The sequence below is a fragment of the Stenotrophomonas sp. 05L414_2 genome, assembly GCF_056397905.1.
In genome coordinates this window covers 36,654-51,527 of record NZ_JBFTOJ010000020.1, presented here as the reverse complement: position 1 = coordinate 51,527, position 14,874 = coordinate 36,654, and the positions used below count along the sequence as shown (strand labels likewise).

6 protein-coding genes are annotated in these 14,874 nt (G+C 67.1%); all 6 read left to right on the top strand.

Annotated elements, in window-relative coordinates; all coding sequences use genetic code 11:
* The first annotated feature begins 113 nt into the window (after positions 1-113).
* The 6 genes from AC1DJN_RS04815 (at position 114) to AC1DJN_RS04790 (ending at position 14,488) form a co-directional block, all read left to right on the top strand.
* On the top strand, positions 114-2,852 hold the full coding sequence (locus tag AC1DJN_RS04815) for a TonB-dependent receptor plug domain-containing protein (protein ID WP_442252028.1): 2,739 nt from the start codon (positions 114-116) through the stop codon (positions 2,850-2,852).
* 177 nt (positions 2,853-3,029) lie between these two features.
* Positions 3,030-5,795, top strand: a complete 2,766-nt coding sequence (locus AC1DJN_RS04810; RefSeq protein WP_478038935.1) for a response regulator — start codon at positions 3,030-3,032, stop codon at positions 5,793-5,795.
* On the top strand, positions 5,792-7,009 hold the full coding sequence (locus tag AC1DJN_RS04805; RefSeq protein ID WP_442252027.1) for an EAL domain-containing response regulator: 1,218 nt from the start codon (positions 5,792-5,794) through the stop codon (positions 7,007-7,009). The genes AC1DJN_RS04810 and AC1DJN_RS04805 overlap by 4 nt, the downstream gene beginning before the upstream one ends.
* 126 nt (positions 7,010-7,135) lie before the next feature.
* Entirely contained in the window at positions 7,136-10,345 is a 3,210-nt protein-coding gene (locus AC1DJN_RS04800) for a hybrid sensor histidine kinase/response regulator (RefSeq protein WP_478013640.1), read from the top strand.
* Positions 10,342-10,983 (top strand): response regulator, encoded by a 642-nt coding sequence (locus AC1DJN_RS04795; RefSeq protein WP_025879152.1) that lies wholly within the window; start codon positions 10,342-10,344, stop codon positions 10,981-10,983. Before AC1DJN_RS04800 ends, AC1DJN_RS04795 begins: the two co-directional genes overlap by 4 nt.
* A gap of 262 nt (positions 10,984-11,245) precedes the next feature.
* On the top strand, positions 11,246-14,488 hold the full coding sequence (locus tag AC1DJN_RS04790) for an autotransporter outer membrane beta-barrel domain-containing protein (RefSeq protein ID WP_442252024.1): 3,243 nt from the start codon (positions 11,246-11,248) through the stop codon (positions 14,486-14,488).
* The last annotated feature ends 386 nt before the right edge of the window (positions 14,489-14,874 follow it).

Sequence of the window (14,874 nt, the reverse complement as noted above, 5' to 3'; positions counted from 1 at the left end):
CCCCAGTAGTCAAGGACATGAAAAAGGCGTTAAATGCGCGCGCCCATTCCTGAAATGTGAATGGGGGACAGGGCCCCTCCTCTGTGGGCCGGCATTACTTCCGAGAATTTCTCATGCGTAGACAGGCGATGGCGTGGTCGATCCAGCTGGCGTTGATGGGCGTTGCTGCTTCGGCGGCGGCACAGACTCCCGCTTCCTCTTCGGTACAACAGCTGGATGCGGTGCAGGTGACCGGCTCACGCATCCCGCGCGCCCAGGTGGAAGGACCGGCGCCGATCACTGTCATCAACGCAGAGCAGATCCGCTCCAGCGGCTTCACCACCGTGCCGGACGTGCTGCGCGCGATGACCCAGAACGGCGGTGAGACGCAGAGCCAGCAGTCCTCCGGAGGGGCCGATTTCTCGCCGGGTGCGCAGCAGGTCGACCTGCGCGGGTTGGGCCCGAACCACACCCTGGTGCTGGTCAACGGCCGTCGCATCGCCGACTTCCCGATGCCGTTCAAGGGCCGCAGCAACTTCACCGATGTGTCCAACATTCCGCTGGGCATGATCGATCGCATTGAAGTGCTGACCGGCAGCGCGTCGGCGATCTACGGCTCGGATGCAATCGCCGGCGTGGTCAATTTCATCCTGAAGAAGAAGGCCGATGGCACCACCATCGACATGCGCATGGGCACCACTACCGAAGGCGGTGGTGAGTCGTTCGACATGAGTCTGGCCAGCGGCTTCAGCAGCGGCAACTTCAACGCGGTGTACAGCGTCGAACTGCAGTCGCAGACGCCGCTGTGGGCCTACGACCGCGACATCCAGGACTCGACGCAGGACGGCCCGACCGAAGGCGCGCGCATCGCCCGTCGTTCCTACCTGCGCACCGATTACAACGATGACTACCTGGACCCGGGCGCGGCGACCTGCGAGGCGTTGGCCGGGCAGAACCAGGGCAGCACCTACCGCGCGTTCCGTCCGCGCTACGGCTACTACTGCGGCAGCGACAGCTCGATCGGCTACGGCACGATCCTCAGCAAGCGCCGCGGCGCCAACGGCTATGCCTCGCTCAGCTACGACTTCGACAACGGCCAGCAGTGGTTCGCCGACGTGCAGCTGGGCTACCACACGATGTCGCTGATGCGCGATGTCACCAAGTGGGGCCGCATGGCCGCCGACGGTGATGAGTCGGGTTACTTCAACAATGAAGCCACCGGCGAGATCGAGTTCTGGCAGCGCCAGTTCTCGCCCGAGGAAATGGGCGGGCTGGACAATGCGATGGTGCGCAGCACGCAGAAGACCTTCAGCGTGACCACCGGCTTCAAGGGCAACCTGACCAGCAACTGGGACTACGAAGCAGCACTGAGCCATTCGCAGTACCAGTCGCGGATCAGCTGGGCGCAGATCATCGCATCCAAGGCCAACGACCTGTTCCTGGGCCCGCAGCTGGGCGAGGACGAGGACGGCTTCCCGATCTACAACGCCGATCCGTCGCGCCTGTACCGGCCGCTGACCCGTGCCGAGTACGATTCGATCGCCGCACGCACCACCTATACGCCGAAGTCGCGTACCGAGACGGCTGCGTTGACCCTGACCAATGGGTCGCTGTTCACCCTGCCCGGCGGCGATGCCGGCTTTGCCGCGACGGTGGAAGTGGGCCAGCAGGCCTACGCGCTCAACCCGGACCCGCTGGCGACCGGCTATTACTACTACAGCTGGAAGGATTCGGACGGCAAGGGCTCGCGCAACCGCTGGGCGACTGCCGCCGAGCTGCGCATGCCGCTGCATGAGACGGTCAACCTGAGCGTGGCCGGCCGTTACGACCAGTACCGCTATTCGGGCCACACCATCGGCAAGGCGACCTGGAGCGGCGGCCTGGAATGGCGCCCGATCGACACGCTGCTGGTGCGCGGCTCGTACGGCACCGCGTTCCGTGCGCCGGACCTGCACTATGTATTCGCCGGCCCGGGCAACGACGAGACCAGCGCGGAAGATCTGTACAACTGCCGCGCCGACGCCGCCGATGATTGCGCCGACTACGAGCGCAACGTGATCCGCAGCCGCAGTGGCAACCGCGAGCTGGAACCGGAAACCAGCACCTCCTGGAGCGCGGGCTTCGTGTGGTCGCCGGCCGCCGGCCTGGACCTGTCGGCCGACTGGTTCAACATCGACATGCGCGACCAGGTGCAGGACATGGACGTGCGTACGATCCTGGCCAGCGAAGCGAACTGCCGGCTGGGCAGCGCCGACATCGGCTCGCCGACCTGCGTGGATGCTCTGGCCCGCATCACCCGCACCGCCGACGGCCGTCTGTACGGTGTGCACGTCAATCCGATCAACGTGGCGCGCGAGTCCACCTCCGGCATCGACGTCGGCCTGCGCTACCGCCTGCAGACCGGCATCGGCGACTTCATCTTCAATGGCACCCACACCTGGGTGAAGAAGCATGACTTCCAGCGCTATGCCGGCGATGTGACCGAAGACCAGTTCGCGATCAACAGCGGCTTCGATATTCCCCGCACCAAGACCAGCGTCAGCGTGACCTGGGAAAAGGACGCCTGGTCGGCCACCGTGTACGGCTCGCGCCTGGGCAAGCTGCCGACCTCGGACAGCTACGACCAGGTGTTCGACGAGGAAAGCGGCGACAGCCCGTGGATCAAGGCGACCTACCGCTACAACGCTTCGCTGCAGTACCGCTTCGACGATCACTCGCGGTTGTCGCTGTCGGTGGTCAATGTGTTCAACAAGATGCCGCCGAAGGACAAGACCTATACGGCGTACCCGTACTACGACGTGTCCTGGTTCGACAGCGTCGGCCGTACCATCAACCTGCAGTACACCCACAAGTTCGGTGGCAGCGCGCTGTAAGGACGCCCTGCTGCTGGCTCGCCACAGACCCCCGCTTCGGCGGGGGTCTTTTTTTGACCGCCTGCCGCTGCCCCAGCCTGAACGGTTCCCCGCCGGCGGCGGCCTCCACGGCGGGCGCGCCGCTTTTTAGGACATGGCTGATTCCGGGCGGGTGACCGTCGTCCCTAGGATCGGTGCATGTTCCGATTCCCTCGCCCTTCCCTGCCCCTGGTCGCACCGCCGACCACCGCTTCGGTGCTGCTGCGCTGGCTGACGGTGTGCGTGTTCCTGTGCCTGGCTGCCGCCACCGGCTTCTACCTGCTGACCGCGTTGACCGAAGATATCTCCAGCCACCGCCGCGACATGAATGCCGCCGCGTACAGGGCGCAGATCTACTTCGACCAGCGTGAGGCCCTGCTGCGCTATCTGGGCGATTCGGTGGTGGTGGGTGATCCGTCGGCGCCGTCCAGCGAGGGCGTACGCCAGCTGCCGTTGGACGGGCCGGGTGGAAAGCCGGGCCAGCGCCTGCTGCTGTCGCCGCGCGCAGAACACACGCTGCAGACCCTGCAGACCCATCTGCTGCTGGTCGACGCGCAGGGAACSCATTGGCTGGCCGGCGGCCAGGCCGACGTGGACATCGCCGGCCTGCCCACGCTGCATGTACTGCAGCAGCGCAGCGGCACGCTTGCCGGTACCGATCCGGTGTACTGGCTGCGCGCGGGCGACGCCGGGGTCGCTCTGGCACAACCGGTACAGGCCGGACCGCAACCGGGCCAGTGGTTGATGCTGCTGCTGGACAGTGCGGCCGCCTCGGACATGATCGATGGCCAGGGCATCGGCGGCTACGCCCTGCTGGACCGCGACGGGCAGCCCGCCCTGTCGAGCCTGGCTCCGCGCCTGGACAGCGCAGGCTGGAAAGCACTGCAGCAGCGCCAGGACGACAGTTTCGGCGTGCTCTGGAGCACAGGCCTGCCACGCGGCGTGGCCTTGGTGAAGGGCGTAGGCAATGACGGCTGGCGGCTGGTCTATCACCTGCCTCCACGCCTGCTGCTCGGCGACATGGCGACCTCGCTGCTGATCAGCAGTGCGTTGCTGCTGCTGGCGGGCATCGCGCTGCGCCTGCTGCGGCATCGCGTCGACCGCCAGTTGATCCAGCCGGCCCTGCTGCAGCACCGGCGCCTGCTGGAAAGCCTGGATTTCAGTTCCACGGTGATCGACCTGGCGCCGGTCGGCATCTGTGTCCTGCGCCGCAGCGACCGCCAGCTGCTGCTGTCCAACCAGCTGCTGCGCGACTGGCTGGGCGAGGAAGGCACGGACAGCGATTGGCAGGCACCGTGGCGCGGGCATGCCGGCGAACGCGGTCGCGGGCTGGAGTTCACCGCACGCGACGGTCGCCAGCTGCAGGTGCTGCATGCGGCCTGCCGTTACCAGGATGACGACGTGCTGCTGTGCGTGTTCCATGACATCTCACGCCATCGCCAGGCGCAGGCGGCGCTGTCCTCGGCGCGGCAGGCAGCCGACGCCGCCAACCAGGCCAAGAGCGCGTTCCTGGCGACCATGAGCCATGAGATCCGCACGCCGCTGTACGGGGTGCTTGGCACGCTGGAGCTGCTCGGCCGCACGCCCTTGGATGCGCGCCAGTCGCAGTACCTGCGCACCATCGAGAGTTCTTCGTCGGTGCTGCTGCAGCTGATCAGCGACGTGCTGGATGTGTCCAAGATCGAGTCGGGCCAGCTGAGCCTGGAGCCGGCATCGTTCTCGCCGCGCGAGCTGACCGAGAGCGTGCTGCGCAGCTTCGCCGCTGCGGCGACGCGCAAGGGCCTGCAGGTACTGGTCTGCACCGATCCCCGGTTGCCGACACGGGTGCTCGGTGATGCCGACCGGATCCGCCAGGTGCTGGGCAACCTGCTCAGCAATGCCATCAAGTTCACCGAGCATGGCCGGGTGGTGCTGCGCGTACGACTGGTGCAGCGCGAAGGCGAGTCGAGCGTGCTGGCCTGGCAGGTCACCRATACCGGCGTGGGCATCGCCACCGAGGAACAGGCACGCCTGTTCGAGCCCTTCCGTCAAGTCCGTGGCGCTGCCAGTGCGCAGGGCACCGGGCTGGGCCTGTCGATCAGCGACCGCCTGGTGCGCTTGATGAGTGGCGAACTGCGCGTGGTCAGCGAGCCGGGACTGGGCAGCAGCTTCACCGTGCGCCTGCCCTTGCCGGTGCTGGCGGCGACCGAGGATGGCCCCGCATTGCTGGCCGAACCGCCGGTATACGTGCGCGGCCGCGATCGCGAGCTGGTCGACAGTGCCTGTGGCTGGCTGCGCCGCTGGGGTGCCAATGCGCAGCCGCTGCAGGGCGATCCTGCCCTGCTCGACCACGCCGGCGCGATCCTGATGGATGGCGAGGCGGAACAGCCGTTGGCCTGGCAGGGACCGCGGGTGTTGGCCTCGATCGATGGTGGCGACCAACCGGCACCTGCCGCCGATGGCGCGCTGCTGGTCACCCTGCATGGCATGTCCTCGATCGCCTTGGCGGTGGCACGCCAGCAGCGCCAATGCGCAACGCTGCCGACCGCAGCGCGCGATGTGCAGCCAGGCCCGCTGGGACTGCGGGTGCTGGCCGTGGAAGACAATCCCATCAACCGGGTGATCCTGGCCGAACAGCTGCAGGCCCTGGGCTGCGAGGTGGAGCTTGCGCAGGATGGTGTCGAGGCGTTGCAGCTGTGCCAGGCCCATGACTTCGACCTGGTGGTCACCGACATCAACATGCCGCGCATGGACGGCCACACCCTGGCACGCCGGCTGCGGGCGGAAGGCGTTCTGCTGCCGGTGATCGGCGCCACCGCCAACGCTACCGCCGAGGAGCGCGAGCGCTGCCTGGCCAGTGGCATGCAGGGCTATCTGAGCAAACCCATCGACATCGCACGCCTGCGTCAGGCGCTTTCCGCCGTTCGCCAAGGAGATCCTGCATGACCCGCCGTGTCCTGATCCTGGAAGACCAGCCGTTCCAACGCGGCTATCTCGTCAATCTGTTCAGCGCGCGCGCCGGCGTGCAGGTCGACGCCTGCGAAGACGTCGATGCGGCTATCGCCCTGTGTGCCTGCCAGGCCTATGACCTGGTGGTGAGCGATCTGTTGATGCCCGGCCAGGATGGCATCCAGTTCATCCAGGCACTGGCCGCGCAGCCGCGTCCGCCTCGGCTTGCCGTGGTCAGCGCAGCCTCGCGGCGGATGATGAGTTCGGCACGGTTGATGGCTGAATCACTGGGCCTGGACGTGGTCGGGCTGTTGGCCAAGCCGGTCGCCGCCAGCGATGTCGATGCACTGCTCGATGCACTGGCGCAGACCCGGCCAGCCGTGCGCACCAGCCCGGCCGCGCTGACACCCGAGCCGGACGCGGTGCAGCTGCGGCAGGCGCTGGCCGACGGCAGCCTGACTGCCTGGTTCCAGCCGAAGAAGTCGTTGCAGTCCGGGCGCGTGGTTGCCGCCGAGGCACTGGTGCGCTGGCGCCATCCGCAGCTCGGAACACTGGCGCCTGGAAGCTTCCTGCCGGCACTGTGCCGTCATGGCCTGGAGGGCGAACTGCTGCGCGCGATGCTCACCGCCAGCATCCAGGCGCAGGCGCGCTGGCGCTCCCAGGGATTCCGCGTGCCGGTATCGATCAACCTGCCGCCGCATCTGCTGGAGCAGTCCAATCTTCCCGATGAGCTGCTGGCATTGACCCTGGCCGCGGGCGGCAATCCGGCTGACCTGTGCTTCGAACTGATGGAGAACAGCACCACCCGCCACGTGAGCGACTTCTATGCAGGCGCGTGCCGGTTGCGGATGAAGGGGTTCGGCCTGGCGCAGGACGACTTCGGCCAAGGCCTGAGCTCGGTGCACAACCTGGTCAACACCCCCTTCACCGAGGTCAAGATCGATCGTGCGCTGGTCAGCGGCTGCGCGCGTGATCCCGCCCTGCACCTGACCTTGACCACCGTGATCGCGCTGGCCAACCAGCTCGGCCTGACCATCGTTGCCGAAGGCGTGGAGAGCGATGCCGATCTGGCCGCGCTGCGCCAGCTCGGCTGCAACCAGGTACAGGGCTTCCTGATTTCGCAGGCGCTGCCCTCGGACGACTTCACCCGACTGCTGGACGAAGATGCTCCGGATGAGGGCGCGCGCAGCAGCCGTGCAGCATCGCGCTGACAGTCGAGGCTGAAAGGCTTCACAATCCCATCAAGAGTCATTGACGATCCTCTCTGCGCGGCGGTACCGGCCGTGCCCCGGGCCCTTCGGGCCGCCATCGACCGCCTACTGCTCCGAGACCTGCCCATGCCGGCCGAGGCCGCTCCCGTACGCCGACTCGCCCGCCGCTCCCTGCGCGTACATGCCCTGCTGATTGGCGTGGTGGTGCTGGCAACCCTGCAGGCCGGCCTGCTGCTGTCCACCGGCAGCCAGCTGTTCAACGAAGAACAGAGCAAGATCCGCTATCACTTCCGTCGCCTGGACGGCACGCTGCAGGAACAGGACCGCTTCCTGCGGCAATGGCGCCTGCATGACGTAGGCAGTCGCGGGCAGCCAGGGGACGAATCTGCCTCGCGTGCGCCGTCCAGCCCCTTGTTCGCCAGTTTCGCCCGGATCGGTGCCGACAGCGGCGCTTCGGCACAGGCAGCGGACGAACTGGGCGACCGCTTCCTGCGCTTCTACGGCGCTTTCTGGGCGGCCTCCCGGTTTCCGCCTCCGCAATGCCTGCTGGTCGATGGCCAGGGCCGCCGTGGCCTGCTTGCGCCGATCCAGACAACGCGTGGTGATCCGGGCCAGAGCAGCCCGCATCACCTGCATCCGGCACTGGCCGCCATCCACCAGGTCCTGCGCGAACGTCCAGCGCTGCGCCGCGGCAGCGTGGTCTGGACACCGGTGGCCTGGCGCGAAGGCCAGACCCGGCTGCTTGCCATCGCGCACGCGCCGCAGGATGCCCGCCTGTGGGGCGAGAACGAGGACGAGTCACTGGCCGCCGTGGCCTGCCTGCTGGATCCCGGCCGCGTCGATGACTACCGCCAGGTGATGGGTACGCCGGTGTTCGAACGGATGTCACTGTTCGATGGCAACGGCCGCCTGCTGCTCGGTGATGCCAGCGATGCCAGCCGCGCCGCTACGTCCTGGCGCGCGGGACTGGACGGCCTGCTGTTCCGCATGCGCAGCGAACACGGCTGGCTGGCGGTGTATCACGTGGGCTGGCAACAGGTGTTCCAGCACCCGCGCGGGCCCCTGCTGGGCAGCATGGTGGTGGCACTGCTGCTGGCCACCGGTGGCGTGCTGATCCTGCGTGCCTACCGGCGTTCGGTGATCGAACCACTGCGCCGCAACCATGCGCGGTTGCTGGAAAGCGAAGCCTTCAGCCGCACCATCCTCGACAACGCACCGATCGGATTGTGCCTGCTGCGTCGCACCGATGGCCGCGTGCTGCTGGACAACGCGCTGGCGCGTCAGTGGTTGGGGGAAAACCACGACGAGGGTGGCTGGCACGGGCCCTGGCGACGCAGCGTGCTCGCCGCCGGTGGCACTGCCGCGGGCGACGGCCTGGCCTACACCACGCCGGACAACCGCCACCTGCTGATCACCGCCACGCCCGCGCGCTATCGCGGCGAACCGGCTGTGCTGTGCCTGTTCATCGATCTCAGCAGCCAGCACGAGGCCGAACAGGTGCTGCAGCAGGCACGGCGTGCGGCCGACCAGGCCAACCGCGCCAAAAGCCAGTTCCTGGCCACCATGAGCCATGAGATACGCACCCCGCTGTACGGCGTGCTCGGCACGCTGGAGCTGCTTGGCCTGACCCCGTTGGATGCGCGCCAGCAGGACTACCTGGACACGATCCAGCGCTCATCATCGACATTGATGCAGCTGATCAGCGACATCCTGGATGTCAGCAAGGCCGAGGCCGACCAGCTGAGCCTGGAACCCGGCGCGTTCGATCCGGTGCGGTTGACCGAGGACGCACTGGACTCCTACGCCGCTGCCGCCGCACACAAGGGCCTGCAGTTCTACGCCTGCATCGACCCGGACGTGCCGGCTGCGGTCAATGGTGATGCCGCGCGCATCCGCCAGATCCTCAACAACCTGATCAGCAATGCGCTGAAGTTCACCGACAGCGGTCGGGTCGTGGTGCGCCTGGGTGCACAGCACATCGATGATCGCTGCTGGCTGCGCTGGCAGGTGGCCGATACCGGCATCGGCATCGCCAGCGAGCACCAGGCACATCTGTTCGAACCCTTCTTCCAGGCCAACCCGGGCACCGATGCCATGCGTGGCACCGGACTGGGCCTGGCGATCTGTGCACACCTGACCGCGATGATGGACGGCCACCTGCGGGTGGTCAGCGAAAGCGGCCTGGGCAGCAGTTTCTCGGTCGAACTGCCGCTGCCTGAGGCAATACCCGATCCGCTGCAGGCGGCTTCACCGCAGATGCCGGCAGGGCTGCCAGTGCAGGTTCGCGGCAGCGTTCGCGAGTTTGCACAATCGATATGCGATCGGCTGCAGCAGCGTGGCGCACAGGCCAGCGTGCACCGCGAGGATGCGCCGGCGCTTGTCGACCCTGGCACGGTGATGCTCGACCTTGTGCTGGACGAGGGTGCGCCTGCGTGGAGTGGACCGCAGGTGGTGGCCTGCCGCGAAGGCGGAATGCAGCCGCAACAGGTGCAGGGACATTGGCAGGTCGGCGTGCATCGCCTGGATGCGATCGTGATGGCGCTGGCGGCTGCAGCCGGGCGAGCACTGCCCGCCGAGGTCAACGGGCGTCTGCCCGCGACACGCAGGTTCGGCGGGCTGCAGGTGCTGGTCGCCGAAGACAACCCGATCAACCAGGCGATCCTGCGTGACCAGCTGGAGCAGCTCGGCTGCCACGCCGTGGTCGCCGGCGACGGCAATGAGGCCCTGCGCTATTGGCCACAGCGTCCTTTTGCCCTGGTGTTGACCGACCTCAACATGCCGGGACTGGACGGTTACGGTCTGGCCCGTGCATTGCGCGCGCGTGGGGTTGGCGTACCGATCCATGGCGCAACCGCCAACGCCGACCCGGCCGAACGGCAACGCTGCCACGAGGCAGGGATGCAGGGGGTGCTGGTCAAGCCGATCACCCTGGCAGCACTGCAGCGCCTGCTGACCCAGGTCACGGCCGGGCCGCACAGCGAACCTAGCGACCACGATGCCGATGCCGATGCTCCGCTGCAGGTTCCGGAAAAGATGCAGGCGTTGTTCGTGCAGACCATGCAGGCCGACCTGGACAGCCTGCAGCGGGCGATCGGCGATGTCTCGCCCGAACGCGTGGCACAGGTGCTGCACCGCATCCGCGGCGCACTGGTGATCGTCGGCGCACCGGCACTGGTGGCACACGGCCAGCAGATCGAACAACAGATCGGCGACGGCGACACGCTGCCTGCGCTGGCCGGGGCGCTCGACCATTTCCAACGGCGCCTGCAGCGGCTGCTGGAACCATTGACGCACGTCGCCGCCCCCTCACCTTCCCGCAAACCGACACTGCCATGACCACCCGCATCCTCATCGCTGACGACCACCCGATCGTGCTTGCCGGCATCCGCGATGTCCTGGCCGGCGAACTGGACCTGGACGTGGTCGGCGAGGCCGCCGATCCGGCGACCCTGATCGAGCTGATGACGAGCACCCAGCCCCATGCGGTGATCACCGATTACAGCATGCCCGGTGGTGACAGCTTCGGCGATGGCATCAAGCTGATCTCGTTCCTGCGCCGCAGCTTCCCGGACACGCATGTACTGGTATTGACGATGGTCTCCAATCCTTCGCTGGTGGCAGCCATGTATGCCGCTGGCGCGGGCGGCGTGGTGCTCAAGAGCCACGGCCTGGGCAGCCTGGTGCAGGCGCTGCGCACGGTGCTGGCCGACCGCATCTATCGCCCGCCCGGACTGATGCCGGTTGCCGCGGCGGAACCGGCCGATGCCGCGGTGGTGCTGGCACGCCTTTCTCCACGGGAACTGGAAGTGATCCGCCTGTTCACCGGCGGCATGAGCGTGGGCGACATCGCCCGCCAACTGCAGCGCAGCGCGAAGACGGTCAGCACCCAGAAAATCAGCGCGATGCGCAAGCTGGGCGTGGACAGCGACCAGGCGCTGATCGAGTACTGCCTGCAGGCCTCGTTGTTCGCCTGAGGCGTCCACAACGCTGAACCGTGCCCGGCCCATGCGCCGGGCACGAAGTGCTTTAGGAAACGCCTGATTCCATAGGACAGGGCTGATTTCTAGTCTGGATGCATCCCGCCACGGTGACGACGTCCCATCGTCATCGCGTTACCGGCGGGAGGGAAACCGGATGGCGCCTGCAGCGGCCATCGCACGCGGTTTCCACAGCGACGCGGCCCTGCCGCGCCAGATCGCGCAGCCGCGCTGCGCCCTGCCACAGGAATCCAACAGCATGAACGCCTCTCCCCCACGGCGCCGCCGTGCGCCCGCCTGCGCGCGCGTGGCGCGCCTTCCCTTGATTCCCAGCCTGCTGGCCAGCGCCTTGTGGGCCGCCCTGCCCGTGCATGCGGCCGAACTGCAGGGGCCGTTGAAGGTTACCGATGGTGGCAGCCTGCAGCTGGGCGCCGACGACACCCTGCAGCACAGTGCAGGCGGCTACGCGCTGGAGGCCAATGGTGTGGGCAGCACCATTACGGTCGATGGCAGCTGGATCTCGAGCACCGGCGGCGGCAGCGGCATCCTTGCCAGCGCCGGTGGCAGCGTCGTCATCGAGGGCGGCATCCTGCAGATCGGCAACGGCAGCACCACCGTCGGCTATGCGCTGAACGCCAGCGGTGCGGGTAGCGTGATCCGCGCCAACAACCTGGTCATCAATGCCTTCCGCAATGGCTCCGGCTACGGCACGGTCAATGCCACCGGTGGCGGCAAGGTGTGGTTGAACGGTGGCCGTGTCAGCAGCGGCGGGAACGCGCTGTACTCCACTGGGCGTGGCAGCGAACTGCACGTGACCGGTACGGAGATCAACAACGGTGCCAACAGCGCAGTGTACGCCGAGGGTGGCGCGCTGCTGTCGCTGGAATCGCTGAAGATGACCTTCGACGAAGCCAGCAGCGGCTACAGCGGCCGTCTGTCCTCCGGCGGCAGCGGCAGCGTGCTGTCGCTGCGCGACGTGGACGTGGTCAACGGCTACTTCGACATCGACAACGGTGGCACGCTGCAGATCGTGGGCGGCAGTGCCAGCAGCAGCGGCAGCAGCATCCGCCTGCTCGGCAACAGTGGCAACCGCGTGTACTCCACCGCCGATATCACCGGCGGCCGTTTCGAGACCGTCGGCGGCTACGGCGTCAACGTCAACAGCTGGGCCAAGCTGACCATCAACGGTGCCCACTTCACCGTGCGCGACGGCTATTCCGGCATCTGGCTGTCCGGCGCGGACTCGCTGGCCGACCTTACCGATACCACGATCAGCACCTATGGCGACAACGGCTACGGCCATGGCGTGGACGTCTGGGGTGGTACCGCCACGATCACCGGCGGCAGCATCGATACCCACGGCGATGGGGTCTACGGCCTGCGTGCCTCGGGCAGCAATCCGCCGACGCCCTACTCGCGCATCCGCGCCAAGAACCTGGACATCACCACCCATGGCACCGGCGGTGGCGGCGTCTTCCTTGGCGGCAGCACGGCCGATGCGCAGYTGGACGGAGGCTCGATCACCACACTGGGTGCATCCTCGTTCGGCATCGTGCAGATGAACACGGCCAAGCTCACCGCCGACAACCTGAGCATCCATGCGCAGGGCACGAATTCGGGTGTCTATCGCTCCTACATCACCGTGTTCGGGCCCTATTGGGACCGCTTGGTGTTCAACAACAGCACCCTGCAGACCCAGGACGGCCCCGCGTTGTGGCTGCAGGGCAGCAACCACGAGCTCACGCTCAACAACACCGATGTCGTCGCGCGCCAGCAAGGCAACCTCGACGGTGGCCGCCTGCTGCGGGTGAGCGATACGGTGTTCACCGATGGAAGTTCAGTCGCCACCGCAGACATTCTGTTCACTGCCGACAACAGCCGCCTGACCGGCGATGTCGTGGTCGACAGCGCCACCGCCAACGTGCAGATGACGCTGCGCAACGGCACCGTGTTCAACGGCGCGCTGCGCAACGATTCGGGCTACCAGGTCGCGCAGCTGGCGATGGACGGCAGCAGCCAATGGAACGTGCGTTCCAGTTCCAGCGTCGGCTCGCTGGACCATGCCGGTACCATCGCCTTCGTCGCCCCCACCACCGACGACTTCAAGACCCTGACCGTCACCGGCGACTATGTCGGCAACGATGGCCACTGGCTGTTCAACCGCGCGCTGGGCGACGATGCCTCGCTGGGTGACCAGCTGGTGATCCAGGGCAACAGCAGTGGCACCGCCTCCGTCAGCGTGCGCAACGCAGGGGGCGCCGGTGCCCTGACCAGCGAAGGCATCCGCCTGATCAGCGTGGGCGGCCAGTCCGATGCGCAGTTCTCGCTGCAGGGACGCGCGGTGGCCGGCGCTTACGACTACTTCCTGTACAAGGGCGGCGTCTCCACCCCGGATGACGGCAACTGGTACCTGCGCTCGGAATACGTCCCGCCGGTCGACCCGCCGGAACCGCCCGATCCGCCGATTGATCCGCCGACTCCGCCGATCGATCCGCCTGCTCCGCCGATCGATCCGCCGGTAGTTCCGCCGGTCGATCCGCCACTGCCGCCGGCACCGCCGCGCGTGGAGCGTCCGGAGCCGGCGGTATACATGGCCAACCAGAGCGGTGCGCTGGGCATGTTCCGGCACAGCCTGTACGACCGCAGCGGTGATCCTGCCGAGGCGACCGGTGGTGGCAGCGACGCCATTGCTTGGGCACAGGTGCGCAGCAGCGCGCCCGGCAGCCGCGGCCACCAGGTGAATGTGGACAGCGAGCTCAACAGCCTGCTGCTGGGCATCGGTCGTCGCTTCGAAGCCAATGCCGGCGGCCAGCTGCAGGCAGGTGTGATGGCCGGCCATGGCCGGGCACGCAATGACAGTCGCTCGCAGGTGACCGGTTACACCGCGCACGGTGTGGTCAACGGCACCAGCCTGGGCCTGTATGCGACCTGGTTGCAGGACGCGCGGATGGAGCACGGTGCGTATGTGGACGGCTGGCTGCAGTACGGGCGTTTCCGCAACAGCGTGCAGGGCGAAGGGCTGCAGAAGGAGCACTATCGTTCGCACAGCTGGACCGGTTCGGCCGAGGCAGGCTACGTGCTTCCCGTGCAGCGTACGGCCCAGCGCGGTGTCTACCTGGAGCCACAGCTGCAGGTGATCCACAGCCGCTACGACGCYGACCGCGTGGTCGAGGCCAACGGCACGGTGGTTGAAGGACGCGACAAGGACAGCACCACCACGCGTGTGGGACTGCGCCTGTACACGCGTTCGCTGACGCAGCGCCAGGGGCAGGTACAGCCGTTCGTCGCGGTGAACTGGTGGTCCGGTGGCAACGACGCGACCATCGCCGTGGACGGAGAACGCCTGCGCCGGCAGTTGCCGCGTGACATCTACGAAGCCAAGGCCGGCGTGCAGGTGAATCTGTCGGGCGGCTGGCGCGGCTGGGGTGAGATCAGCCACCAGACCGGTGGCATGGGCTTCCGCGATACCAGCGGCCAGCTGGGCGTCTCTTACCGCTGGTAAGCGCTGCGACGGGTGATCCCAGCGAGGGGTCCGGCGATGCGTCGTCGGACCCCTTGTTGTTTTCCACACCACGCGTGGAAATCGATGGGRGTTGGATGTGGACAAGTGGCCATGAGCCACGCACGACAAGCGTTTTCAGCTCTGGTCATTTTTTATCCAATTAATCTACCGCGCCCGCAGGTGCATGTTTTCCACACAGCAGGTGGAAAGCGCTGCGGACTTGATGTGGACAACCCGGCTTGAACGTTATGCCGCAAGCGTTTCAGGGTGTGGCTGTTTTTTGTCCAGGCGCTTCGATGGTTTTCCACACATCGCGTGGAAAGCCGTGGGGGTTTGGTGTGGACAAGTAGCTGCGAGCCCTGCACGGCAAGCGTTTCAAGGCGTGG

Excerpts from the sequence above, each read along its gene's own strand:
- AC1DJN_RS04815 (WP_442252028.1), top strand. The coding sequence starts at position 114 with ATGCGTAGACAGGCGATGGCGTGGTCGATCCAGCTGGCGTTGATGGGC.
- AC1DJN_RS04805 (WP_442252027.1), top strand. The coding sequence starts at position 5,792 with ATGACCCGCCGTGTCCTGATCCTGGAAGACCAGCCGTTCCAACGCGGC.
- AC1DJN_RS04800 (WP_478013640.1), top strand. The coding sequence starts at position 7,136 with ATGCCGGCCGAGGCCGCTCCCGTACGCCGACTCGCCCGCCGCTCCCTG.
- AC1DJN_RS04795 (WP_025879152.1), top strand. The coding sequence starts at position 10,342 with ATGACCACCCGCATCCTCATCGCTGACGACCACCCGATCGTGCTTGCC.